Raw genomic sequence first — 25,356 nt, 5'->3', positions numbered from 1 at the left:
AAAACCAGGCTTTAAATGCAGTGAACAACTGAAGCCTTAACACACCTCTACACGGAGATATTAATATGAACCAGCATCAAACTGATGTTAATGTTTTCATTAACGACCTCGACGGCGGGGTATTTGTTAACAAACTTGGCGCGGTATTAAGTGAAGTTGCCTTTGGCGTAAACAGCACAAACAAAAAAGGAAAGGTATGTGTTGAATTCGAATTATCTTCACTTGATGAAAATCGCGTATCAGTTTCCCATAAACTAAAATTCACACGCCCGACAATGCGTGGTAGTAAATCAGAAGAAGACACAACTAACACCCCGATGTTTGTAAATAAAGGTGGTGAGCTTACTTTGTTCCAGAAAGACCAGGGACAGCTTTTTGATAAACAGGGCCAACATGACGCTGTTTTACGCTGAATATTCCCCGCCTTAAAACGCTCGCGCATTATCCCTAAATACATAAATTAAAGGTAAATATACATGTCTCAGTTAGATAGCAATGCCATTAAAGAAATTGTAAAACTCACCACTACTGCTTTTTCTGGTGAAAATTTGCCGCTTACGGAATGCCCTGTTGCGTTATTGCCGGACAATGTAAATATCGAAAGTCTGGAACGATTCATGACAGAACGTTTTCGTTTCCGTGGAGTCATGACCACAACCAGTATTGATGACTTTGTTGAATACAGCAAAGGGTATGCCGATGAGCACTCCCGCTGCTTCATTAACGCGGAAACGATGAAAGCAGTCACTGTGTTCAATATCGGCACTCTGGAGCAACCTGGACACGCTGACAACAAGGCACTGCTGGAACTGAAAGCCACATCACCATATCGCGCATTGCGTGACGTTGACGGCAAAAAACAACTCCAGAAATCTCTCGCTGAATGGCTGGAAGACTGGGCCGACTTCCTCACAGCCTATGACAGCGACGGTAATGTGCTGGATATCAAACAGGCTATCTCTGCTGTCCGTCGTCTTACCATCGATGCAAAACGCAGTGCTGAATATGAAGAGCAAAACTTCAGCGGTAGCCGCTCAGTCATGGAGTCCGTGGAGGCTAAAAGCAAAGAAATCATGCCTGCCACTTTCCGCTTTGAATGCATCCCATACGAGGGCCTGGGCAACAGGGAATTCACGCTGCGATTAAGCATTCTGACAAGCGAACAGCCTGTTCTGGTGCTACGTATCGTGCGTGTTGAAGCTGCGGAAGAAGAAATTGCCAAAGAGTTCCGTGACCTGCTGAAAGAGCGTTTCGAAGAAGAAGATATCTTAACCTTCATCGGCACGTTCTCAGTGTGATGAAATCTGTGACAGGGACGTCACGACATATCGCTCATATTTCACGAGAAAATACACAGTTCTTGGAGGGTATACTATGCAATTTAAAGATTTACCAGCGGATATTCAGAAAATAGCTGCGGATACGCTTAAAGCCCATTTATCGGTGCTTAATTTAATAAAGGAACCAAAGACGAATCTGGAAAATATTTCCCGTAACGTGCGAGATGTTTTTGTCGGGCTGTATGCTTATGACAATGAAAAGCACGAGGAACATATTCAAAATGGTTGCATTAATAAATGTCAACAACATATCAAACTTCCTGTTGCTGATAAAACAGAGCAGAAAACAGAACTATTAGTATTCTGGAATACCGTTGAGGCTATTGCCAGGAGCAAGATGTTTGAGTTTAACAACATCAATCATTCAGGGATCGACACTCACCAATCATCACATCGTGAGGGGGTGTCCATGCTTCTTGCTCTGTTGTGAGAGCAAGGCGAATGTCCTCAGCCGACATCAAACGATACTGAGCAATAGTCTATTCTCGTACGCTGCAACGTGAGGTCGTGCGCCGGACACGGGTAAACATCCGGCAATTCCAGCTTACAACCAATTCCCCTCCCATAACGAGACGAAAATATGACAACCGAAATTGACTATCAGGTATTGCGTGACGTGTCGGAACGCGCAATTACAGCGATGACACATCTGTCAATATTACCAGGTGATGATGATTTATTAAGCGAAAAGAAGCTCAAGGAGCTTGGTATTGATATTGATGCGATTCACGCCTTTAAAATTATGGCCGGGCCAGAAACCGTGCTGTCACTACTGGATGAACGAGATGCATTAAACGAACGCATAGCCGAACTGGAGGCTAATTTAGCGAAGCTGGCCGAAGACCAACAGAAAGCGATTGAGTCAATTAAGCAGGCTGATTCGGCTGTTAAGTTGGCACACGAGAAGTTTTCGGCTCTGGCGGCGGAGAATGCGGGGCTGAATAAATTTATCGCACAGAGTTGCTACGTGTTTGATGGCGAGCAGGATGAGCTATCTGATGCGTATATCTGCGCAACAGATGGAGGGATGCCGCAAATTCCAGCCACCGATGCTTTTCTGGCTGAAATTCGTGCGGAGGCTCGCAACGAGGGGATTAACTATACCGCAAGCCGTCTTGCTGCTGCTTTCAACCACGGATTTATCAATAAGTCTTTACGTGAAGTTTTCGACGTTACGCGCATGATTCTGTCAGCAAAAGAAGAGTTAGCTAATGAATCGCATCCGATTGATGGCCTGTCCGGTGAATATGCAGAGAAATCCCTTGAAGAATGGGCGGAACGGCTTCGCAAAGGAGGCAACCAGTGAGCAAGATTGACTATCAGGCACTGCGTGAAGCGGCAGAGAAAGCCGGTGAAGATAAGTGGCAGGCTAAAAAAATAAATGGTGATTTTTTCGTTATTCGTCACGGTAGTTATACAAGACAGCATGGCTACACATCGTATCAACCCATTGCGGAGATTGATTGTAAGCCAGTCCGGGATTTTGTTGCCAAGGCTAATCCGGCTACCGTGCTGGAATTACTGGATGAACTGGAAGCAGCAAAAAAGCGCATTGCAGAACTGGAAGCGCGGGAAATACTGCTCCCGGAACGTAGCAGCATGCTTCATCGAACAGATTTTCACGATGATTACCAAACGGTAATGGCATACAAAGTTTCTGAAGTCATCGATGCAATCCGCGCTACTGGCATTCGCATCAAAGGAGAGTGAGATGAACGGACAAATCTCAATTGTTCGACCAGGAGCATGTGACGATAGCGAGATACACATGATTATTCGTCTGGCGAGGGGGAAAACAATAACTGTTCTCACTACTCCAGAAAATCTCGCATTAGCATTAACAGGAAAGTCAGACCTGCCAGTAGAGCTAAAGCTGCGAAATGTTGAGATTAAGGTGAAATAGCTATGACCACTTTTACCAAAGATCGACTGCTGACAATCCAGCATTGGCGCGAAACATACGGACCGGGTAGCAACGTTGTGCTTCCAGCAGAAGAAGCGGAAGAGCTGGCACGGATTGCGCTGGCATCGCTGGAAGCAGAGCCGGTGGCAAAGATTATAGCTCATTACCCATTAGGGGTTGACGTAGGCAAACAAAAATTCGTACAGGCCATTAGAGAGCTTCCTGACTTTGGCGGATATCTATTTGCCGCCCCTCCAGCGCCGATAGTGCCGGAAGAAATGTATTGGCAGGATGCGCCAGTTGAAGGCAGCAGCAAAGCGGCTGCATACGCTACAGGCTGGAACGATTGCCGCGAAGCCATGCTTCAGTCCGGAAACTTTCGGGAAAATAAAGATTCGTCAACCAATAATTTTCGGAAAATCCCGGAAGCGTCAACCAGCTCTCCGGTAACTCCGGCTCTTCTGCCTGGTGGTTTCACCATTGAGGAGGCGAAGGAATTACATGAAGACCTGGTACGCAGCCACATAAGCAAGGCCTTAAGTGGCGAAAAGATGAAAAAGAAAGATCGCGATGCTGATTTGCGCTGGATTCATGGCGTTATAGTTCAGGCAGCGTGGTTTGTAAAAGCATCACTGGAGCAGAATGCACTATCGGGCAACTATCCGGTAACTCCGGATAGTTGGATAAGCTGTAGTGAGCGAATGCCGAAAAAGAATCAGAACGTACTTATTTCGGTGAATTTCGATAGTGATCTGGTTGAGCCGCTAATATGCTCCGCACGCTATACCGGAAGCACCTTTCGGCGAGGAGAAGCAACGATTAAGCCGGGCAATGGTGTTGAGCAGGTAACACACTGGATGCCGCTACCAGAACCGCCGCAGGAGGTTAACCGTGGCTAACCTGCAACTTGCCGTCAAAGGTGAATACTTCGCAGATAGTTTCCCCCAAATCTGGGGAAAAGCCCGAATGGCGCGGCTTACAGCAAGATAAGGCCTACATGATTTGACAAATCCGCCAGAGCTATCGCATACTGACCGCACTAGAACTTCAAAGCGGTCATCCGCACCCGATAGCTTTGCGGCTTTTTTATGCCTGCAATTTGGCATAGTCACATCCGTACAAAGGTCGGGTGGAGAGGCGTAATACAATACCCGCAAGGGGAATATGCCCGGAGCATCTTTGAAGGCTCTAGTTGACACCCGATCACCAGCCACTAACTGGTGATTGCTAACTAAAACTTCAAAGGAGGTCATCATGACCAGTCAACTCATCCCCGTATTCAACGGCACTATCGACAACGAAACAATTCTTCTAGTTAACGCTCGTGATCTACACTCTTTTCTTGGTGTGGGCAGAATGTTCGCGCACTGGGTTAAAGAACGCATTGCTGAATATGGATTCGTTGAAAGCCAGGACTATATTTTGATTTGCCAAAATGGGCAAACCAAAGGGCGAGGAGGTGATCGCCGTAGCAAGGACTACCACCTAACTCTCGACACAGCCAAAGAACTGGCGATGGTTGAGCGTAACGAAAAAGGCCGCCAGATCCGCCGATACTTCATCGAGTGCGAAAAGAAACTTCGCCAGAGCCTTTTACCTGCACCAATGAACATCAACTACCCTCTATCGTGGTTTTCAGAGCACCACCCCTACTCCATGATGAGCTATGTTGATCGAAAAACTCTTAACCTGGACGTTTCTGTGCTCTTCGACATGCCAAGCCCAACTATGCGCATCCTCAATGAGCTACACAGCAAAGGCTATAACGTTGACGCCGCTGTCGCTGAATTTAACGCCTTCAAGCATCTGACGGAAGAAATGCGCCGCACGCTACAGGATATTTCAAGATTGTCAGATCGAAATTCCCGAAAAGGCTTCTCGTTAAGCCTGTAACTTCCCCTACCATCCCCGACATCCCGTCGGGGTTTTCATATCTGGAGACAAAAATTTGAAACAGATCGCTTTCTACAGGCGTTCTGGAAGGCCCGGTGCCTTCCGTGGGTTAAAAGAACGCGTCACCTGGATGATTCAGTCTCGTGGTCGTCCTGTTACTGGCAGTGAAATAGCAGAGAAATTTGGTGTTTCACTTTGCGAGTTCAACAAGGTAGCTCGCGGCCTGACAAAGGGCAGTAAGGTTGTGAAAATAAAGGCTTCAGAACCATTCACCACAGACACCGGAATCGTTGATCGCTTTTTCTCCCTCGAATCAAATCCTCGTCGTGACACACCTCGCTCACGCAATGCCGTTCCTCCATTCAGTCGCAGAAGCCGTGAACACGCAGCAAAAAACTGTCGCGAGGAATACGTGCAAAAGGCCGAACGCCGTCGCCGACTGATTAAAGCAGGACTTTACATTGATGAGTTTGAAAACGCGCTATGACGAAAAAATACACCCTCATTTACGCAGATCCCCCCTGGACATTCCGCGACAAAGCAACCGATGGTCAACGCGGTGCAAGTTTTAAATATCCGGTCATGAGTCTTCTGGATATCTGCCGCCTCCCGGTATGGGAACTGGCAGCCGATAATTGCCTGTTGTCTATGTGGTGGGTGCCTACACAACCACTTGAAGCATTGAAGGTTGTAGAAGCGTGGGGCTTTCGTCTGGTGACGATGAAAGGATTAACCTGGAACAAATGCGGGAAAAGACAGACCGACAAGCTGGTCATGGGTATGGGTAGCACCACTCGCGCTAACAGCGAAGACTGCCTTTTTGCAGTGAAAGGAAATCTGCCCGAACGCATTAACGCCGGAATAATCCAGTCATTCACTGCACCGCGCCTTGATCACTCCCGCAAGCCGGATATGGCTCGAGAAAAGCTTGTGCAACTTCTTGGCGATGTTCCCCGGATAGAACTGTTCGCCCGCCACACCTCGCATGGATTTGATGTATGGGGTAACCAATGCGGCACACCATCCATTGAGATGGTTCCGGGTATTGTTAAATTTCTGGAGAAAACCAATGAGCGAAAAAACGACGTTGACAAAGGCATCACCAGTTGAATTAAGGCAGTGTCTGGAAATCGCAAATCAACTTGCCAGAAGTGGAATACGATTTGTTCCAATCCCGATTACAGCAGATGCAGAACTTCATCTGTTTGGTGAAATTCTTTCCCGAAAGCTGGATGAACTGGAAAAGCTGGTAGAAGAAGCTGACACCTCACTAACCGTATAACAGCCCCACCGACATTAAAATATCAGGAGAAAAAAATGAACGCAGTGCTCACAGAATTGAACAAATTAGGAAAAGCATCAGCCGAAAGTATTTCTAAAGGTCTCAATATTGATTTGAATGACGTTATTGACACTCTATGGAAGTTAAAAAACCAGGGGGTAGTAACTGTAAAAAATGGCATCTGGCAGGCAGTTGCAAGGGAAGTGGACAAAAAACCAAATATCGCCCCAGTGCAGCCAGTGCAGCACAACATTATAGGTGACCTGCTACGTAAATCACGGAAAGAAGCGCGCCGCGCCGGGCGGAAACAGAAACGATGGGAGGGTGCATGTAAGGCGTTGCAAGAACTGAATAAATACCGTGACTTGATCAACGAATTGTCAGAGTGAGCGAATCACAGAGAGAATATTTTGAGAAACAACCCGCGTACATTAATATTGTTTTTCCTTTCTCTAATGACGGGCGGTATCCTGTTATTCGCAGGAACAACATTATTTATTTTTGTTGCCCGGCTAACTGCGAGGATAATGACATGAAAATCACATTTGAAAGTTACGGTTTAACAGCAAGTGTGGTTATATCCAGCTCTATATTCGAAAGGCGCAAACATCAGCATATCGTTGATGCAGTGAAACTCAAAGCCCCGGAAGTTACCGTCACAACACATGGACTTTTCAGGATACGAACGACGTTGACTACAACACACCTCTCGGCATGCCGTGTTTATGATATGGCACTCAAGGAATACAACCAGTGTTCGTCCTGATCCAGCGCGGGCAGTCTTTCGTTGATGCCAACAACTATCCGGTAGAAATATGCAAGGTAACTCTGACTCAGGTGATCTACCGAAGGCTCGACGGCAGAACCAGAGCCACTTCAATTAGTGCATTTAATGAAGAATTTGAGCGAATCGAGCACAACGAACTGCATATGATTAAAGCGGAAATTGAGAAGGAAAAGCATATTGCCAGCCTTCGAAAAATGCGCCGTACATCAATCAACTGACAACCGCCTTCGGGCGGTTTTTTCTTACACATGCAGAGGCAACTTATGCGCGAGTTAGTAAACCAACATAACCATGGCATTCAGCCAGTCATCACACCTGTTGTACAGATAAATGCGAATGAATGGGTAACACTGGAGCTTTTAATGGCTGTAACAGGCCTGAGAAAAGGAACAATATTACGCGCCAGGGACAGTGCGTGGATGAACGGCAGAGAATATAAACAAATCGCCCCCGACGGAACGCCAAAGAAAAACAGCGAATGTCTCTATCACCTTCCTACCATCAACACTTGGATCAAAAACCAACCCTTACCATCTCAGGATGTTTAATTCTTGTCCATAAGAGTATAACCTGAGCGTGCTCTTGGACGCAGGAGGAACAATGGCGAATTCAGCCTATCCAGCCGGCGTTGAAAATCACGGAGGAAAACTCCGAATAACGTTTAAGTACAGGGGTAAACGAGTGCGCGAAAATCTTCGCGTGCCCGATACTCCGAAAAACAGAAAGATCGCTGGTGAGTTAAGGGCTTCTGTCTGCTTTGCAATCAGAACGGGAACGTTTGATTATGCCGAGCGATTCCCTGACTCACCTAACCTGAAGCTATTTGGCCTGGTAAAAAAAGATATCACCGTCGGTGAACTGGCACAGAAATGGCTTACTCTGAAAGCAATGGAAATCAGTAGTAACGCCTTAAATCGTTATCAATCAGTGATGAAAAATATGCTACCGAGGCTTGGTCCTGGCAGGCTGGCGTCATCGATTACAAAAGAAGATCTGCTGTTTATCAGGAAAGATTTACTGACCGGGGAAAAGGGAAGCAGGAAAACCAGCACGTCCCGAAAAGGAAGAACCGTACCCACAGTGAACTATTACATGACAACAACAGCCGGAATGTTCAGCTTTGCCGCCGAAAACGGGTATCTGGAGAAAAACCCGTTTAATTCAATAACACCGCTGAGGAAATCAAAACCAGTGCCGGATCCACTGACCAGAGATGAGTTTAGCCGTCTCATTGATGCCTGCCATCATCAACAGACCAAAAACCTCTGGACAGTGGCTGTTTTTACAGGGATGCGACACGGTGAAATTGCCGCACTTGCATGGGAGGATATCGACCTGAAAGCTGGCACGATAACAGTGCGACGAAATTTTACAAAAATAGGTGATTTTACGCTACCAAAGACCGACGCAGGCACTAACCGGGTTATACATCTTCTGGCACCAGCAATTGAAGCACTTAAAAACCAGGCGATGCTTACTCGTCTTAGCAGGCAGCATCAGATCACTGTTCAATTACGCGAGTACGGAAGAACAATTTTGCACGAGTGCACTTTTGTTTTCTGTCCGCAAATCGTTCGCAAGAATCACAAGGCTGGTATTAACTACGCGGTAAGCTCCATCGGAGCGACATGGGATTCAGCAATAAAAAGAGCGGGTATCCGATCCCGTAAAGCGTATCAGTCACGCCATACCTATGCGTGCTGGGCTTTATCTGCCGGAGCAAACCCGACATTTATTGCATCACAGATGGGGCACTCCAGCGCCAGCATGGTCTACAATGTTTATGGTGCATGGATGCCTGAGTGCAGCGTGACTCAAGTTGCCATGTTGAATAATGTCCTTAATGCCCGTGCCCCAGACGTGCCCCAAAGTGACCAGGAGGATGAAATAAAATTATATTTTTCAAAATGATAAACCATATCCTTAGACATGTTGAAACGATGGCACGCGCAGTTGCTGAAGGTGCAAGCAAAGTGGATGGCGCAGAAGTTGTCGTTAAGCGTGTACCGGAAACCATGCCGCCGCAATTATTTGAAAAAGCAGGCGGTAAAACGCAAACTGCACCGGTTGCAACCCCGCAAGAACTGGCCGATTACGACGCCATTATTTTTGGTACACCTACCCGCTTTGGTAACATGTCCGGTCAAATGCGTACCTTCCTCGACCAGACGGGCGGCCTGTGGGCTTCCGGCGCACTATACGGAAAACTGGCGAGCGTCTTTAGTTCCACCGGTACTGGCGGCGGTCAGGAACAAACCATCACATCCACCTGGACGACCCTTGCGCATCACGGCATGGTGATTGTCCCCATTGGCTACGCAGCGCAGGAATTATTTGACGTTTCACAGGTTCGCGGCGGTACGCCGTACGGCGCAACCACCATCGCAGGCGGTGACGGTTCACGCCAGCCCAGCCAGGAAGAACTGTCTATTGCTCGTTATCAAGGGGAATATGTCGCAGGTCTGGCAGTTAAACTTAACGGCTAATCTTCAACAGGAGGATACGCATGCCAACTCAAGAAGCGAAAGCTCATCACGTCGGTGAATGGGCATCTCTGCGCAATACGTCGCCGGAAATAGCCGAGGCCATTTTCGAAGTCGCCGGGTACGACGAAAAAATGGCGGAAAAGATTTGGGAAGAAGGTAGCGATGAAGTGTTAGTCAAAGCCTTTGCTAAGACCGATAAAGATTCGCTTTTTTGGGGCGAACAGACCATCGAACGTAAAAACGTTTAATCCTGAACCTCCCCCGTGGTGAACGGGGGAGTTTTCGATTATTCATTGACCAACGTCTCATGCCCTGTTATTACTGTGAGATATTCAATCACGTTATCAAATAAAAAAATCGATATCATTGCGGTAAGCTTGTTATTGATTATAAATATGGGTAATAAGCGATATCCAGCATGAATTTGATTGTACAGAGTATTTCCTATATAGCCATTGGTTAAATCTTGAAGATAAGATACCTCCGGCTGAAAAATCCATCCCGGCAATGAAGGATGTGATATTTTCGTAATTCTCTTGCAGAATAAACAACCCTGGATACGCTCTGAATACAAGGAAATTTTCCAATAAATTATTTATTCATCAATACTCCCCGGCGAGGATCATCAAAATATCTCATTATCTTTTAAAACTGCCCAGCCCGTTATAACGGACGTTATCTGGCGCACGCTGAAGTGGGCATGATACTCACTTTCATTAAAATGCTCGACATGATTTGCTAATCGCTTAGCTAGATAATTGACGTTCAGTCTGTGCCAAATTTTTAGCGAAAAATAGCAAATTTCAAGCCGGGAATTTATCAAAGCATCCTCATTTACTTCACCATGAACAATAAAGTCACGCATAAACTGCAGGTGTTTAATTAATAAAATCCATTCACTTTCAGTAAGATAGTTTTTCCCACGCAGATTATAATACAGAGATTTGATTAATGGGATCTTCTGCTTATGGCGCTTTGACCGCGCTGAGCACAATATTTGTTCTATCAGGCCAAGCGTCCCTTTCTGACGCAACCAGCACCGGAGTTCAGACTGCGCGCTAATGCCGCGAGCCACCGACAAATGTATTTGGGTAAGCAATGCGTATAAACCTAATAAAAACGCGTCGTGATAATACCGCTTCATTACCCACCTTTGTTATCGTAATTTTTTAAACAAATAATCATATAAAATTTCGGCAATGAATTCTGCATGTTCACGTCGCACAATGACATTCATAACGTAATATTGCGCAGCAATTTCATTGATAAAATGTTCAGGCAGTATGAATACGCGTGCATAAGCCGAGTATATTTCCAGTATTTCATTTGAGATGTTTTCAAGATCAACGCAATAATTTGTCACATCATAAAAAAGATTAGCGTATTTTTTATTAATTATGCTAAGGCATATAAATGGGGCATTTAATTTTTCACACAATTGCCAGTGCGTTCTTTCATTTTCTCCCTTCCATGTATACTTCATTTTGTCAGCCATCCTTTGATTTACGCGTCTGAAGTTTACCACTGTGTCTGGGGTAAACCATGCGTTCTATGGTAAAAATTATACGAGATGTGGCGCTGCGTAATATTCTGCTCCCTCAATATATTTCTGGTGAATATGTTCCAGGTTAATTGGGAAGATCTGCATGTGATCTTCCCAATTTTATGACTACAAAATGTCAATAGCCGGGTTTATTTCACCGCTTCATTCAACACGCTATCAAACTTATCCATTGGGCAGAAACCATCAGCGTCTATCGGGCAGCCGGTTAATTCCAGCGTCACGCGCTGAGCCGGAGCCTGCAACGTTAACGCATCAGCATTACGCAACTGTTCCGCACTCTGGTACACATATTCAATTTTCATCAAATCGCGATTAGCTTTGCTGTCATGCCAACGCTGGAAAACGATTTTGCCGCCAATCGGCGTGCGTTCGTTCTGGTCATGCAACTGATACGGTTTGAAATCCAGTGCCGTTAACAGAGAGGCAATGTTTGAGTCGTGCCCCACCAGCACCGTGATTTTCGGTGCACTAGTTCGATCGGTGACCAGTGCTTTGTCGATATAACTGACCAGCGGTTTCGCAACATTGCGCGCCACTTCCGGTGAGGTAAACAGGCTATCCTGGTAGCCGTTTTTCAGCTTCGACAATACTTTCCACTGTTGGTCAGTTTTGATCTCTCCCCACGCCACCTGATCCATCGGGAAACCTTCGTAGTATTGCAAAGTAAACGCATCTACCAGCGAGTTGCCGACTTTCAGCGGCCCGGAAACGCCCGGTTCTTGTTGATACTTCGCGCTAAAGGTGTTTTTGCCATCTACAAGCGAACACTGTTGCTTCTCTTTACAGGCAGGAGAATCTTTATAGTTAACGATTTTTTCCAGTAGCTTGTAGCTGTCGGTAAGCTGGAGTTTGCCGAGCTCTTTCTCCATTGCCGCCACCGCCTGTTCACTGAATGCGGCGGAATCATCGGTGATCACCGGGTTAAAGGTTGGGTCCATGGTGCCCATTTTTTCCTGGTGATGAACAGGAATATCACACCCGGGGAATGCGCCGGTAATAAAGAACTGCGCGGTCGCGACGGTGCGTTGCAGACTATTGGCATAGGCATAAACGGTGTCCGGCGGCGGGCATTCACCCGATTTCACCATCCCCTGCTCTGCCAGCCATTCACGCATGTAATGGCCCATATACACTTCGAGTACTCCCCCTTTAGTGGTGAGCTGCCCACCGGGAACGTCCCATTCTGGCCATTTATTCGGCGTCGACTGCTCCAGCACACTGCCATTGTTCGCCAGCGGCGCACGTAAGTTATGGCGGCTCATCATGAGCACTTGCTGCAACTGATAGCCTTCCGGTACGGTTTGTGCCTGAGCATTTGAAGCGAGTAAAACTATCCCTGCCACAGCTGCGGCGATTAGCGTTTTGTTCATTCCTGGCACCTCTTTTGTTATCAATCACCAAAGAGTGTGACAGAAATATGACATTTTTCCGGGAACAGGTTCGCAAAATGGCTTGTTGAGTGCCTGTTTTTCTATATTTGTCATTAAAAAAAGGCAAGATTTGACGCAACCTATACATGATTGGCCCCTGCCTCGTGTACGCCGTTGATGATTTCACCATGGGCTAGACAGAATATCACCGACGTTATCGATACAGGGGCAATATTTACTAAAAAGAGAATGTGAGACTAATAAAAACTATTTTAGCACATGTCTTTATCATTAAATGGCATAACGATTTAAATAGTCCAGTTGCGCTTTCATTTCCTTATGGTTTAACTGGTATGACTGAGCAAAAAGTTCAGTAGGGAGGTAAACGTCATAATGATTGCCAGTATTCATTAAATAACCATACTCAAGATCTTCATCCGTTGAAAAGGATTCACTTCCCAAGGAGATTGATCCCACATTACAGGCAACAATAAACAATGAACAAATGCTATCTGAAAGCACAGCAAGGAAATTCTTCACCGCTTTAACCTTTTCCGGAGAGTCGGTATTTAAAACAAGCGAACCCTTGTTATCATTAAATATAAACTCGGGTAAATGCAATATGCATCTTTCGTCATTCAAGCAACTACCAATGAATTCTTTTTTAAACTTAATAAAATTCGACGCTAAAGAATTACCCATATCCTGAATTTGGTTGTCAGAATGCAGATCAACGCCAAATAATGTCTTAATATCTTCCCTGAGATTAAAGAATGCTGCATCAACAAAAGACTCAATCACTTGTTTATCAACAATTTTAATAAATTCGTCGTATACTTCTTTTTGCGTCTTTTGACTGCCAAGCGCCCATGAATAATCAACGTGTTTTATAACCAGTATGGCTCTTAACAGACAATATCCATCGCCATCTACAGGCGCGTATTTTAATTTATGTGCTTGATTAATTTCACTCTGAATAAAAGATATACCAGACAAATCAATACCAGTAACTGAATCATATATTCCCGGCGTATTTATCCGTTTTGGCTGGACACTCGTAATTTCATCATCATCAAAGCAATACTCAGAAAAAACATCATTACACTCATTTAAGATATCAACATATGCTATAAATTTATACCAACAGCTACTTTTAAAGCCTGCAATAGCCTGTGAAAACATACCCGGCAAGGATATATTAACAAGCTCTCTTTCTTGAAAATATTGTATAGTATAGGTAATGCCTCCTGAATCCCCTGAATAAGTGTTTGTATCATGAGTACGTAATGTTTTCATAAATGAAGATAAATCATTATCATTTTGCATTTCCTCTAATTCTGTTTCTAGTGATTCACACACCAGGCATGAAATATTTTCTTCTTTCCGCATGATTTCATTGTACAACCGCATAAAACACTCTAGTTTTTGTTCAAAAAGCGTGATTGAACATTTTTGATTTTCTTCGTGCCTGGTTTTTATATCGGCCCAGGCTGTTTTCAAATAATTATTAGCACTGCAACTTACTCCATGTATATTACTACCCATATATAGCGCCTATAAAATTTAATAAATAATGACGTCCTAGTTAAGCTTAAAATGCCTGATTTAACTATCAAAAATCGCTCACCCTTTTACCTGTTTAAACTATGCTCAGCAATCCATCTTGACGCCACCTCCTCTCCACGATGATTTCAATAACATATTCTGTGTTGGCATATGAAATTTTGAGGATTACCCTACACTTATAGGAGTTACCTTACAGGGGTTCCTTCAATTTGTGTTGATTTACGCGAGATAACGCTATGGAACTAAAGGATTATTACGCCATCATGGGCGTGAAACCGACGGACGATCTCAAGACAATCAAGACCGCCTATCGTCGACTGGCCCGCAAATACCATCCAGACGTCAGCAAAGAACCGGATGCCGAAGCCCGCTTCAAAGAGGTCGCTGAAGCCTGGGAAGTGTTAAGTGATGAACAACGTCGCGCTGAGTATGATCAGATGTGGCAACATCGCAACGATCCGCAATTTAACCGTCAATTCCATCATGACGACGGTCAGAGTTTTAACGCCGAAGATTTTGACGATATCTTCTCGTCAATTTTCGGTCAGCATGCCCGCCAGAGCCGTCAACGCCCCGCCACACGCGGCCACGATATTGAAATCGAAGTGGCGGTATTCCTCGAAGAAACGCTTACTGAGCATAAGCGTACCATCAGCTATAACCTGCCGGTTTATAACGCCTTTGGCATGATCGAACAGGAAATCCCGAAAACGCTGAATGTGAAGATCCCGGCGGGCGTCGGCAATGGTCAACGCATCCGCCTGAAAGGCCAGGGAACGCCGGGCGAAAATGGCGGCCCAAATGGCGATTTGTGGCTGGTGATTCATATTGCGCCGCATCCATTGTTTGATATTGTCGGCCAGGATCTGGAAATAGTGGTGCCGGTTAGCCCGTGGGAAGCGGCGCTGGGTGCTAAAGTCACCGTTCCAACACTGAAAGAAAGCATTTTGCTAACTATCCCGCCGGGCAGTCAGGCCGGGCAACGATTACGCGTTAAAGGCAAAGGCCTGGTGAGCAAAAAACAGACCGGCGATCTGTATGCGGTACTGAAAATCGTGATGCCGCCGAAACCGGATGAAAATACGGCCGCGCTGTGGCAGCAACTGGCAGACGCCCAGTCGTCTTTTGATCCACGTAAAGATTGGGGGAAAGCATGATGGCTAATGTTACGGTGACTTTTACTATTACCGAATTTTGCCTACATACCGGCATCTCTGAAGAGGAATTGAATGAAATTGTCGGTTTGGGGGTGGTTGAACCGCGGGAGCGCCTGGAAACAACCTGGGTATTTGACGACCATGCCGCCATTGTGGTGCAACGTGCGGTACGCCTGCGTCATGAACTGGCTCTGGACTGGCCGGGGATCGCGGTGGCGCTGACGTTAATGGATGATATTGCGCACCTGAAGCAGGAAAACCGCTTGCTGCGCCAGCGGCTTTCCCGGTTTGTGGCTCATCCGTGAGTTTGTTGCCTGATGCGACGCTTAACGCGTCTTATCAGGCCTACAAAGCGCACTGTCCCCGTAGGCCGGATAAGGTTCATGCCGCATCCGGCGGATCTGCCTTAATGTCTAATGCGACGCTCAACGCGTCTTATCTGGCCTACAAACGGCATTATCTGTTTTGGTTGTCGCACTCCACTAACGCCAGCAATAACTGGCTTAGTGCCGCGTAAAAACCAAAGCTGTCATACTGATGGCAACGTGCCGCAAACTCTGGTAACCATTGTTGCAGCGCCGTCAGTACTTTTTGCCGCAAACTGTCGATTCTTCGCGCAGGAACGGTCCCCTCTCCCAGCGAAAAATGCAGATGACTCAACAACTCGAGATAGATCGCCAGATGATCTGCCGGTTCGTTGAAATTGCCGCTGGTTTCCATCCCTGCCTCAACTAACAAGCGTTTAATCTCTTGCTCGTCCTGTTTGTAGGCCGATGCATACGGCAGCGCCGCTTGTTTGTCGGTCATCAGAAACAGGCCGCAAAAGTCAGCGGCCAGTTCCAGACGGGCGTCGTCACGTACTGTCAGAGTGGCAATACGGTTTTCCAGCTCACTCACCGCCGCTGTGAGCGGCGGTTCGCTTTTTAGCAACGAAAACCATTCAGCCATCTGCGCACTGGCGATCTGCGTCAGTTGTTCATCGTCCAGCTCACGGGAGAACAACTGCGCCAGCCAGGCGTAGACACAGGCAATCTGTTGTGCTGTCAGCGTGGTCATGATTTCACCTGCGACGCGGGAACATATTCACACTGCGCCACCATCTCAACGGGGCCATTAAACGCCGTCACCTGCTCCACTGTTCCGTTGTACTTCTCAATTTCCACCAGCGTGGTATGCGCACTGGTCGCCTGCGCCAGCTGCGAAGTACCGATGTCGATGGTCAACACGTTGGGGTTACCGTATTTACACAGTGCACCAGGCTCGCCGCCTTTATCTGGGTCGTACCATGCCCCTTCGTGAATTCGTGCCACGCCGGGTGCATAGCAGTCAGAAACCACTGCTCCAGCCAACACCTGACCACGAGCGTTAAAGACGCGCACCACATCACCGTTACGAATACCGCGCGCACTGGCATCCTGCGGGCTAATAAATACTGGCTCTTTACCCGCAACCGTATATTGCTGACGCAAAGTTTCCGACTCACATAACTGCGAGTGAAGTCGGAAATCCGGATGCACAGATTGCAGATGCAACGGATACTTCTGCGAGCCGGGCCCACCGTGGGAGCGTTCGATTTTCTCAAACCACATCGGATGCCCCTGACAATCGTCGTAGTTCATATCAGCGATGGTTTTTGAGTAGATCTCAATCAGGCCACTCGGCGTGCCTAGTGGTTCGAGATCCGGATCTTCCCGGAATGCCTGGTGGCGAACAAACATCTGCGGATGGTCAAACTCGACGTACTCTTTCTTATTCCAGAAGTCATCAAACGCTGGTAGATGAACACCGCGTCCTTTGCCCTGTTGTACACCTTCTTGCCAGATGCGTTTCAGCCAGCCCATTTCGTCCAGCCCTTCGGTAAAGGCTTCTTCGCGATTAAAGCGGCGGCACAGCTCGCGGAAAATATCAAAGTCGTTGCGCGCCTCGAACTGCGGCGGCACCACCTGTTTCATGGCGATAATGCCACGGTTGGAGTGGTTGCCATACTGGTCGAGATCGTTACGCTCAAACTGCGTGGTCGCAGGCAGCACGATATCGGCAAAGCGGCAGGTTGAGGTCCACTGGTTATCTATGGCGATAACCGTTTCCAGCTTGCGCCAGCCTTCAATAATGCGGTTGATCTGCTGATGGCGATGGAACGGGTTCGTTCCGGCAAAAATACACATTTTCAGCGGCGGCAGTTTTACCGATTTACCGTTCCAGTTGATCACTTTCCCCGGTTCGAGGATCGCATCGACAAAACGGGCAATCGGAATGGTGCTGCTGTAGCCTTTGTAATCACTGTTGTCGTGAACAGGCGGAATCGACGAAGAGCCGGAGAAACCACTCAGAATAACGCCTTTACGTCCCGGCGTGCCTGCGCCGTTATAGTGCCAGCCAAAACCAAAGCCACCACCTGGCAGGCCAATTTGCCCCAGCATCGCCGCCAGAACCACAATCATCCACGCCCACTGTTCACCGTGCTGCATACGCTGTACGCACCAACCAGCAATAATCTGCGTTCTGTTCGCCGCCATCTGCCGCGCCAGTCCACGAATGGTTTCGGCATCAATGCCAGTCAGTTTTTCAGCCCATGCGGCATCTTTCGGCTGACCGTCTTTCTCGCCCAGCAGATAGGGCAGGAACTGCTCAAAACCCACACAGTAGTTAGCGAGGAAGTTTTTGTCGTACAGGTTTTCGCTGTACAACGTATGCGCCAGCGCCAGTTGCAGCGGCACGTCAGTTTGCGGGTTAACCGCAATGTGCTTCACATGCTCGCGTCCCAGATACTCATGAGTGGATGTAACAACCGGATCGATGCTGATGACCTGAATTTCACCGGCGGCGACTTTCGCTTTCAACTGCGCGTAATATTCATAAACATCGTGATCCGGGCACCACCAGTTCGCTTGCTGGTTTTTCAGCAAATCGGAGCCCCACAGCACAATGGTTTTGCTGTTCTGCAATACCAGCGGCCAGGAGGTTTGCTGTTCATACACTTCCATTGAGCCAACTACACGCGGCAGGATCACCTGCGCAGCACCGGTGGAGTAATCCCCACCCGTACCCACGCTATTACCATGTAAGGCAATCGCTTTCGCCAACATCCCCGACGCGTTATGGAACATCCCCGTCGACTGCCAACCACTGGCGGTCAACAAGGCACTCGGCCCGTGAGTTTTCTGTACGCGTTCCAGTTCTTCATAGAACATGTCGAGGGCTTCATCCCAGCTCACGCGCACAAAACGGTTATCACCTCGCTGGGAGGTGTCGCTCAGATGGCGCTTACGTAGCCAGTCCACGCGTACCATCGGATAACGAATACGCACCGCGTTGTGTACGTGGTCCGGCAATCCGGCGATCATTTTCGACGGATATTTATCCAGTTCGAACGGTTTTGCCGCCACAAAGCGACCATCCTTCACCGTCGCGCGGATAGCCCCCCAGTGCGACCCGGTAAGAATGCCCTCTTTCGAGGTGACAGCCTCAGTCGCCGCTTGCGCCGCAGTCGCACGGCGCGGCGTTAACAGTGACGGCCCCAGCATCCCGGCGACAGTTAAGCCGCCGAGTTGTGCCAGAAAACGTCGACGTGATGCCTGAAAGAGATCGTTATTGTTCATTATTTTTCTTCCTTCTTATCGCCGTGAGCCTTACCTGCGGTATCAGACGCATTCATTTGCAGATATTTCAGCAAGGTGCGTTCTTCACGTTTATCGAGGCTGGTAAAGCCAATCATGCCGTTGAGCGTGCCAATCCAACCATTAGCGTCAAAGTGGGCGATTTCCGGTGCGCCGTGGCATTGATTACAGGTGCCGTTGTACAGCGAATCCGCATAAGCCCAGATCGGTTTGATATCGTTCACCATGTCGCCTTTCTTCATCCACGCGGTGGCCTGCAATTTGCTCCACTCGGTATTGGTGTCGGCAACGGTGGTTTTCTCCAGCGTTTTCACCTGCTGCTGAACATCGCCACGAATCGAGGCAACAAAGATGCGTTTGCCAGGGAACTGGGTGAGTACACGCTGACGTCCTGCGCTTTCCGTCCAGCCAGTGATTTCAATTTGCAGCCAGTCGCCGTCACGTTTAAGGACTTTCACTTCCGAAGCAGGCAGCAGAGAACCAGACGCTTCTTTATCGCCTTTCGCCGCATAAATTGGCTTAATATCAATGGAGTACAGCGTATCACCACTATCATTTGCACTGGCGCGCAGCTCATCGAATTGCTTACGGAAGCCGCTACTCATATCCGGCAACTGGTGGGCAATACCTTTATGACAGTCGATGCAGGATTGATTATCTTTCGCTGCCACCTTCATCTGACGTGCCGCTTCAGGATGTTGCTTCGCATGATCCATCGCGTCGTAGTTATGGCAGGAGCGGCAGGTTGCCGAGTTGTTTTCTTTCATTCGCGCCCATTCACGCTCGGCAAGTTCCGCGCGTTTGGCTTCGAATTTCTCAGGTGTATCAATGGAGTGGGCAATAAAGGTCTGGTAGATGTCGTTGCTCGCTTCCAGTTTACGCTTCACCATGCCTGGAATATCTGGCGGGATATGGCAGTCATGGCATTCAGCTCGCACACCGGAGGCGTTCTGGAAATGCACCGACTGTTTATATTCTTCATACACCGGTTGCATACTGTGGCAACTGACACAAAATTCGGTTGTGCTGGTGACTTTGATACCCACGTGAGGTAACACAATCAGCGCAATGCCAATCACAATCCCAATAGCGACCAGCGCCAGTACCGACCAACGAGCACTGGGTCGACGTAACGCGTTCCAGAGTTTCCGCATAATAGCCCCTGTAAAATTATGGTTTAGTGAAGCGATCTTAATGAGCAAATATGAACAGCGGCACTGGTCAGGATGAACGGCTTACGGCAGAATATGAACAGATATGAACAGAATGAGTAAAACTCTCTGATGCCACATCACATTGTTATTGTTGAAGATGAGCCGGTTACCCAGGCGCGATTACAAACCTACTTCACTCAGGAGGGGTATACGGTTTCCGTTACGGCGAGCGGTGCCGGGCTGCGTGAAATTATGCAAAACCAGCCAGTGGATTTAATTCTGCTGGATATCAATTTGCCCGATGAAAATGGCCTGATGTTAACCCGCGCCCTGCGGGAACGTTCGACGGTGGGTATTATTCTGGTTACCGGACGCAGCGATCGGATTGACCGTATTGTTGGGCTGGAAATGGGCGCAGACGATTACGTCACCAAGCCGCTGGAACTGCGCGAACTGGTGGTACGGGTGAAAAATCTGCTCTGGCGAATCGACCTCGCGCGACAGGCTCAACCGCTCACTCAGGACAACTGCTATCGCTTTGCCGGTTATTGCCTGAATGTGTCGCGCCATACGCTGGAGCTTGATGGCGAACCGATTAAACTAACCCGCGCAGAGTATGAAATGTTGGTGGCATTTGTGACCAATCCGGGCGAAATTCTCAGCCGTGAACGTCTGCTGCGTATGCTTTCTGCGCGCCGGGTGGAAAACCCCGACCTGCGCACCGTCGATGTGTTAATTCGTCGTTTACGTCATAAACTCAGCGCGGATTTACTGGTGACACAACATGGCGAAGGTTATTTCTTAGCCGCTGATGTGTGCTGATAAAAATAGACCGGACGAAATCCCCCTGGTGACAGCGAGCGGCGGATATGTTCGCGGTCGGCATTTTTCGGCGTCAGGACTAAAATCGGTGGGCTGACATTATCAGACACCGATTGTCCCTGTAATTGCCTGATCGCTTGCTCAACCGCCAGTTCCCCCTGCCAGACCATTTGATCGCTGGCAGCCATAATCACTCTTCCCCGCTTCAACCCGCGATACACCTGATGTGAAAGATAAAACGACACCACGGTAAGCGGCGTTTTCAGGTTACGCCCTTCACCCATTGCCGCCTCTGCCGCAATCGCCGTTCCGGCCACAACGTCGATTTCTGGATGGCGCTCCAACATCTCCTGCAACAGGTTACGCTGGATTTCAATATCGTTGTCGCCGAGCGCAATATCGACAATACGCACCGGGCTTCCGGCAATGGCGGCGCGGAAACCCTCTACCATCTCCTTACTGCCCCCGGCGTTATCGGGGCCGGGCATCAACAGCACGTTCAGTGGTTTTCCGTGACTCCATTGCACCAGATATCGCCCTGGTTGATAGCCCATCTGAAACCACGGCACACCAACGCGGCTTTTCACCTGGGGAGCATCAATAGCATTTACCAGTTCGATCACCGGCAGACTTGCTACCTGCTTTTGCAGGTCGGGAAATGACGTCGTGCTACTACCGAGCAAAATGGCCTCTGCCCCCCACTGTTTGCACTGGTCGATTTGTGCTTGCTGGGTAGCCAACTGGCTGTAGCCGCCTGCCTCCAGCACTTTTAAATCCACACCGTAGCGGCGAGCAGCCTCCTGCATACCATAGTTCAACGATAACCAGTATGAATCTTTCAGGCTGGGATAAAGCGCGCACAGTTTCCATGAACGTTTGGCTTTAAGCGGTGTAGAGGGTTGCACCGAGAAATGCTGCGCATCATGCCAGCGCAACAAGTTATCAGCCGAAAATCCAGGCAACATGAAAAGGGAAAGAAGTAACAATAGCAGTACGCGCATGATAGCCTCATCAATAATAAGGCTTTATGCTAGATGCATTCCGCTTTGCGACTCAACCTTTTTCACCTAAAGGATGACAAAATCACATAAATAATTTAAAAATCATAGCATTAGATTACTTAATGATTAAATAATAGACTGCAAAACGCGACAAAACACAACATATCCAGTCACTATGAATCAACTACTTAGATGGTATTAGTGACCTGTAACAGAGTATTAGCGCAAGGTGATTTTTTGTCTTCTTGCGCTAATTTTTTGTCAACGCACTGGGTTAGTTGAATTTTCAACCATGCTCAGTTTGGTGATCTCTTTAGGTCGATTGTTATGGTTATGCTCTGCTTGATTCAGTGATTTTGGAATCCTGCATTTTAGTAATCATACCCATAATTTTATGCCTAAGCTTTTCCATTGGGTTTTCGATTAGATAAAAACTTACCGCCCCAACTAAGATTGATGCTACCATCGTTGCTATATACATATAGAAACTGATTCCTACGTACCACACACCCATTGCTAGAATCAGGAAGTGCCATAGGTATATAGAGAAGCTCCATTTACCAATGTAAGACATTAACGGTGTTGACAGAGCCCAAGCAAATACACCTTCTCCATAGCTCATTAGCAGAACAATGAGTCCAAATATTGGCGCATAGAAAATAAATTTGTTGAGAACCCATCCATCAGTAAACCCACCAGTTAACTTCCACATAACTTTAGGCAGTGCAATAAGCATTGATACAATAAAGAACAGGAAGGCTATATCAGACAACTCTTGACCAATTTTAAGGAAATTATCGTGATAGAGAAATGCTGCAATCATTCCGCAAGCAAACAGTGGGAAATACCACATCACCATTCCGCCATACGCACTATCCATCGCAGGGTACAATCCCTGTAGCAATACAGCCAGTGCGAAAATAAGGAATGCCGCTGCTTTTCCATTGTACACTTTTTGAATTGCGACACCAGCATACGCAAAGAATGGAAGTATGAAGTAGAATTTATACTCAATTGGTATTGTCCAGAAATGAAGCATGGCCTCTTTCATCGTTATGATTGAGATTGCCGTATTCAAATCAAAATACCCAAAATATGAATACACGAGAACAGCTATTGCGAACACCGGAAGGATTCTCATTGTTCTTCCAAGGAAATAACTTAAAAGAGACCGCCAGGAAAATCCGGTAGAAATAAATCTACTGGTTAGCAAAAATGCGCTGAGAACAAAGAATATCCAAACGCCAAACTGTGAACTTCCACCAAGCATAACCTCATACTCATGAAAATATATTCCTGTAGCGTGGGCTATTATTACAAGGAATACCGCTATTGCCCTTAGTCCATCAAGAGACTTGATTTTACCTTTCATTTCTTTCCCAGATATGGAGTGAACATCTGCGAAAATGTAGCACATTTCAAGGTAAACAAGAAGCGCATCCATGCGCATTTTCATCACCCTGCCTTGGTGTATGTCCAGTTAAATGTTGTTGTTCCCTGGCTTGTGATGGTTACAATCCTTCCTGTCACTGTAAATGATATCAACCCTCCTGACTTAAGCGGAGTTAAAGTAAGTGTTGTTCCGTCCCACATGGCAAGCTGAAGCGAAGAGAAATTTGTTCCACTGCTTTCTGCCCAAACGCTTATCAGGTACATCCCTTGGCTATTTGGCAGTTCAAACAACGTAGTTGCTACGTTAGCTGCAACAGCCTGAGTTCCTTTCGCTGTGTACACTGCTGGCAACTGATTACCTGCAGAGCTTCGTGATTCAACATATGAGCCTGAAGTTTGCGTCCCAGTTAATGAGCAGTCAGTAAATACTCCATTCCCTGTGCTGTAAGTTGATATTACAGGAGTCCCACCAGTCGGAGCCTTAAACCGGCATCCCTCAGCAATTATTTTTGCTGTTGAGTCTGTCAGCAATGTGTTTGGGTATCCAGAGCCAGTGTAGGTTATTGATTCGCTATCAAGGAAGCTATCGGTACTTGATTTTATGTTAACAATGCTTGTGCCTGTTGCAAAGATAAATGCTGCTGTCCCACTCCCCGTTGTTTGCATTGAGTTTCCATGCCCGGCCAATCCTGATATATGGGCAATAGTATCATTAAGTTTTATATACGACGCAGTAATTCCATTTGTATTTTTTATTATATTAGACTCACCATCATACCCTGTAATAGTAAGACACTTACATCCAGAAAAATATAACCCTGAGGAATCAAATGTATATTGCGACCCGTCAACTGTGATCTGGTCTCCTGCACAGTTTATTAGCTGAGGAGACAGGCAATTTACAACATACCATGCCTGTGCTGCATCCAGCACATAACATGTATCCCACTGTATTGTCGTTCCGTTCGCCTTATAGAAACCATGCGCAACTCTCCTCGCCCATACCTGGGTATACTTTGTTAGGTAATTTCCAGAGTCATCATATATGGCCCACCATGCACCATCAACCTCAACATTTTTAATGTGCATAACGCCTGGTGAAGTAGTTCCTCCATCAATTAGAATGCCAATTTTACCATCATTGCCAGTAGGTGATATAGGGCGTCCTCCATCGTAAAAAATATAGACATTTTCAATATTTATTGTATTAAACGCTGCGTGGTAATGGAAACAAGCTATATTTCCCATTACTGCTATGAAAGTTTCCGGCCTATTTATGTTGCTGTTTGTTTCGCCATTTATTGTGCAGTTTGAATTCATCTCTATCGTTGCATTTACGAAGTAAGTTCCAGATGTCAATAATACATTCCGCCCTGTATTAATTGCGGCCTGTATGCCTGCATAGTCAAGAGACTGAGTTAGTGATGTTACGAATGGATAAACAGCCTGCGCCGCTGATAGTGTGGAGAATTTCTCGCTGAGTGGATGCAGAGTTCCGTCAGCTGTTGCACCGAAATCCTTGGCTGAAATGAAGTTGGTATTTTTATCATGTTGAGTTAAAGCTATTGAGCCGATATATGGCTGCTTAACTGCAACTAGTGCGTCACCCATTCCATCTTCTGAGCTTGCTAGCTGCTGCTTGAATTGATCTGGATCGTACTTGAGTACATTTGGGTGGTAGAACTGTCGTGCATTAAATGCGTCATACACAGCCATCGAGTGACCTTGCACAGTGACGAACTTGGCAATTTGTCCGTTATATACCGGATATCCAGCAGCGTTAATGATGATTGGCTGCGATACAGGAACGTGAGAGCCGTCTTCGTTCTCCACATAAACCTGAATCTGGTTTTCAGGATTTACCGGGTCAGTGTCAATTTTACCGATATAAATTTTACCATTGGCTACGGCTTTAAAAGAACGCGCCATAGTGAAGAGTTGCGAAGGCATACTCACTACAACATTGGCTGTAATGTCTGTCATTTAATTTGCTCCGGACGTAGCAATGCCGAACAAGATGCA

Annotated in this window: 29 protein-coding genes and 2 pseudogenes; 21 read left to right on the top strand and 10 right to left on the bottom strand. The window is 47.0% G+C overall.

Annotation, left to right across the window (positions count from 1 at the left end; genetic code table 11):
* Positions 1-65 precede the first annotated feature (65 nt).
* From QUE74_RS06525 to QUE74_RS06440, 18 genes and pseudogenes are all read left to right on the top strand, one after another.
* Positions 66-413, top strand: coding sequence for a YfdP family phage-associated protein (locus QUE74_RS06525; protein WP_001071603.1), 348 nt, complete (start codon positions 66-68; stop codon positions 411-413).
* Between the two features lie 63 nt (positions 414-476).
* A complete protein-coding gene (locus QUE74_RS06520) occupies positions 477-1,298 on the top strand; it encodes a YfdQ family protein (RefSeq protein WP_000080417.1) in 822 nt (273 codons plus the stop codon).
* Between the two features lie 76 nt (positions 1,299-1,374).
* A complete protein-coding gene (locus tag QUE74_RS06515; RefSeq protein WP_001159715.1) occupies positions 1,375-1,770 on the top strand; it encodes a hypothetical protein in 396 nt (131 codons plus the stop codon).
* A 150-nt stretch (positions 1,771-1,920) separates the two neighbouring features.
* Positions 1,921-2,646, top strand: a complete 726-nt coding sequence (locus tag QUE74_RS06510) for an ead/Ea22-like family protein (RefSeq protein WP_000206047.1) — start codon at positions 1,921-1,923, stop codon at positions 2,644-2,646.
* The gene (locus tag QUE74_RS06505) at positions 2,643-3,050 is read left to right on the top strand and encodes an ead/Ea22-like family protein (RefSeq protein ID WP_000034212.1); all 408 of its coding nucleotides are present in this window, start codon (positions 2,643-2,645) and stop codon (positions 3,048-3,050) included. The genes QUE74_RS06510 and QUE74_RS06505 overlap by 4 nt, the downstream gene beginning before the upstream one ends.
* A 1-nt stretch (position 3,051) precedes the next feature.
* Complete coding sequence (locus QUE74_RS06500) at positions 3,052-3,243, top strand: hypothetical protein (protein ID WP_001014298.1); 192 nt, start codon at positions 3,052-3,054, stop codon at positions 3,241-3,243.
* Positions 3,244-3,245: 2 nt separating this feature from the next.
* Positions 3,246-3,680, top strand: a pseudogene (locus QUE74_RS06495) (DUF551 domain-containing protein); the annotation flags it as partial.
* Between the two features lie 213 nt (positions 3,681-3,893).
* A pseudogene (locus QUE74_RS06490) lies at positions 3,894-4,142 on the top strand (DUF551 domain-containing protein); the annotation flags it as partial.
* A gap of 355 nt (positions 4,143-4,497) precedes the next feature.
* Positions 4,498-5,136 (top strand): antA/AntB antirepressor family protein, encoded by a 639-nt coding sequence (locus QUE74_RS06485; protein WP_000203834.1) that lies wholly within the window; start codon positions 4,498-4,500, stop codon positions 5,134-5,136.
* Positions 5,137-5,191: 55 nt separating this feature from the next.
* Positions 5,192-5,623 (top strand): hypothetical protein, encoded by a 432-nt coding sequence (locus QUE74_RS06480; RefSeq protein ID WP_000809302.1) that lies wholly within the window; start codon positions 5,192-5,194, stop codon positions 5,621-5,623.
* Entirely contained in the window at positions 5,620-6,246 is a 627-nt protein-coding gene (locus QUE74_RS06475) for an MT-A70 family methyltransferase (RefSeq protein ID WP_000163446.1), read from the top strand. The genes QUE74_RS06480 and QUE74_RS06475 overlap by 4 nt, the downstream gene beginning before the upstream one ends.
* Positions 6,206-6,418, top strand: coding sequence for a DUF1382 family protein (locus QUE74_RS06470; protein ID WP_001291842.1), 213 nt, complete (start codon positions 6,206-6,208; stop codon positions 6,416-6,418). The genes QUE74_RS06475 and QUE74_RS06470 overlap by 41 nt, the downstream gene beginning before the upstream one ends.
* A gap of 35 nt (positions 6,419-6,453) precedes the next feature.
* The gene (locus QUE74_RS06465) at positions 6,454-6,807 is read left to right on the top strand and encodes a DUF1627 domain-containing protein (RefSeq protein ID WP_000994790.1); all 354 of its coding nucleotides are present in this window, start codon (positions 6,454-6,456) and stop codon (positions 6,805-6,807) included.
* A gap of 364 nt (positions 6,808-7,171) precedes the next feature.
* Positions 7,172-7,423: a DUF4222 domain-containing protein gene (locus QUE74_RS06460; protein ID WP_000497815.1), complete on the top strand. Its 252-nt coding sequence runs from the start codon at positions 7,172-7,174 to the stop codon at positions 7,421-7,423.
* A gap of 45 nt (positions 7,424-7,468) precedes the next feature.
* Positions 7,469-7,753 (top strand): excisionase family protein, encoded by a 285-nt coding sequence (locus QUE74_RS06455; RefSeq protein WP_001208773.1) that lies wholly within the window; start codon positions 7,469-7,471, stop codon positions 7,751-7,753.
* A gap of 52 nt (positions 7,754-7,805) precedes the next feature.
* Positions 7,806-9,116 carry a tyrosine-type recombinase/integrase gene (locus QUE74_RS06450; protein WP_000013658.1) on the top strand — a complete coding sequence of 437 codons (1,311 nt, stop codon included), beginning with the start codon at positions 7,806-7,808 and terminating at the stop codon, positions 9,114-9,116.
* Entirely contained in the window at positions 9,113-9,691 is a 579-nt protein-coding gene (wrbA, locus tag QUE74_RS06445; RefSeq protein ID WP_000607018.1) for an NAD(P)H:quinone oxidoreductase, read from the top strand. Before QUE74_RS06450 ends, wrbA begins: the two co-directional genes overlap by 4 nt.
* Positions 9,692-9,711: 20 nt before the next feature.
* The gene (locus QUE74_RS06440) at positions 9,712-9,939 is read left to right on the top strand and encodes a YccJ family protein (protein ID WP_001143120.1); all 228 of its coding nucleotides are present in this window, start codon (positions 9,712-9,714) and stop codon (positions 9,937-9,939) included.
* Positions 9,940-10,316: 377 nt separating this feature from the next.
* Here QUE74_RS06440 and QUE74_RS06435 read toward each other — a convergent pair whose 3' ends face one another.
* From QUE74_RS06435 to QUE74_RS06420, 4 genes are all read right to left on the bottom strand, one after another.
* On the bottom strand, positions 10,317-10,835 hold the full coding sequence (locus QUE74_RS06435; RefSeq protein WP_000833427.1) for a hypothetical protein: 519 nt from the start codon (positions 10,833-10,835) through the stop codon (positions 10,317-10,319).
* Between the two features lie 12 nt (positions 10,836-10,847).
* A complete protein-coding gene (locus tag QUE74_RS06430) occupies positions 10,848-11,174 on the bottom strand; it encodes a hypothetical protein (RefSeq protein ID WP_000878101.1) in 327 nt (108 codons plus the stop codon).
* 209 nt (positions 11,175-11,383) lie between these two features.
* On the bottom strand, positions 11,384-12,625 hold the full coding sequence (gene agp, locus QUE74_RS06425; protein ID WP_001044270.1) for a bifunctional glucose-1-phosphatase/inositol phosphatase: 1,242 nt from the start codon (positions 12,623-12,625) through the stop codon (positions 11,384-11,386).
* Between the two features lie 291 nt (positions 12,626-12,916).
* Positions 12,917-14,170 carry a hypothetical protein gene (locus QUE74_RS06420; protein ID WP_286331912.1) on the bottom strand — a complete coding sequence of 418 codons (1,254 nt, stop codon included), beginning with the start codon at positions 14,168-14,170 and terminating at the stop codon, positions 12,917-12,919.
* Positions 14,171-14,427: 257 nt separating this feature from the next.
* On the opposite strand from QUE74_RS06420, the gene cbpA reads away from it, so the two are divergent.
* Entirely contained in the window at positions 14,428-15,348 is a 921-nt protein-coding gene (cbpA, locus tag QUE74_RS06415; protein WP_000420611.1) for a curved DNA-binding protein, read from the top strand.
* On the top strand, positions 15,348-15,653 hold the full coding sequence (cbpM, locus tag QUE74_RS06410) for a chaperone modulator CbpM (RefSeq protein ID WP_000024566.1): 306 nt from the start codon (positions 15,348-15,350) through the stop codon (positions 15,651-15,653). Before cbpA ends, cbpM begins: the two co-directional genes overlap by 1 nt.
* Before the next feature lie 151 nt (positions 15,654-15,804).
* On the opposite strand, the gene torD is transcribed toward cbpM, so the two are convergent.
* Genes torD through torC form a run of 3 tightly spaced genes read right to left on the bottom strand, consistent with a single transcriptional unit; the run spans position 15,805 to position 20,119 of the window.
* A complete protein-coding gene (gene torD, locus QUE74_RS06405; protein ID WP_000209911.1) occupies positions 15,805-16,404 on the bottom strand; it encodes a molecular chaperone TorD in 600 nt (199 codons plus the stop codon).
* Positions 16,401-18,947: a trimethylamine-N-oxide reductase TorA gene (torA, locus tag QUE74_RS06400; protein ID WP_001063159.1), complete on the bottom strand. Its 2,547-nt coding sequence runs from the start codon at positions 18,945-18,947 to the stop codon at positions 16,401-16,403. The genes torD and torA overlap by 4 nt, the downstream gene beginning before the upstream one ends.
* Positions 18,947-20,119 (bottom strand): pentaheme c-type cytochrome TorC, encoded by a 1,173-nt coding sequence (gene torC / locus QUE74_RS06395; RefSeq protein WP_001230242.1) that lies wholly within the window; start codon positions 20,117-20,119, stop codon positions 18,947-18,949. The genes torA and torC overlap by 1 nt, the downstream gene beginning before the upstream one ends.
* 129 nt (positions 20,120-20,248) lie before the next feature.
* Between torC and torR the strand changes: the two genes are divergently transcribed.
* Positions 20,249-20,941 (top strand): two-component system response regulator TorR, encoded by a 693-nt coding sequence (torR, locus tag QUE74_RS06390; protein WP_001120131.1) that lies wholly within the window; start codon positions 20,249-20,251, stop codon positions 20,939-20,941.
* On the opposite strand, the gene torT is transcribed toward torR, so the two are convergent.
* The 3 genes from torT to QUE74_RS06375 form a co-directional block, all read right to left on the bottom strand.
* Entirely contained in the window at positions 20,914-21,942 is a 1,029-nt protein-coding gene (gene torT, locus QUE74_RS06385) for a TMAO reductase system periplasmic protein TorT (protein WP_001265010.1), read from the bottom strand. The two genes, torR and torT, sit on opposite strands and share 28 nt — an antisense overlap.
* 331 nt (positions 21,943-22,273) lie before the next feature.
* Positions 22,274-23,398, bottom strand: a complete 1,125-nt coding sequence (locus QUE74_RS06380) for an acyltransferase family protein (protein WP_105287369.1) — start codon at positions 23,396-23,398, stop codon at positions 22,274-22,276.
* Positions 23,398-25,317 (bottom strand): phage head-binding domain-containing protein, encoded by a 1,920-nt coding sequence (locus QUE74_RS06375; RefSeq protein WP_286331911.1) that lies wholly within the window; start codon positions 25,315-25,317, stop codon positions 23,398-23,400. The genes QUE74_RS06380 and QUE74_RS06375 overlap by 1 nt, the downstream gene beginning before the upstream one ends.
* Positions 25,318-25,356 lie beyond the last annotated feature (39 nt).

The sequence above is a fragment of the Escherichia sp. 10290 genome, from assembly GCF_030295155.1.
In the GTDB taxonomy this organism is placed as follows: Bacteria; Pseudomonadota; Gammaproteobacteria; order Enterobacterales; family Enterobacteriaceae; genus Escherichia; species Escherichia coli_F.
The sequence above is the reverse complement of the archived record's forward strand: the minus strand, read 5'-3'. Positions and strand labels throughout refer to the sequence as shown.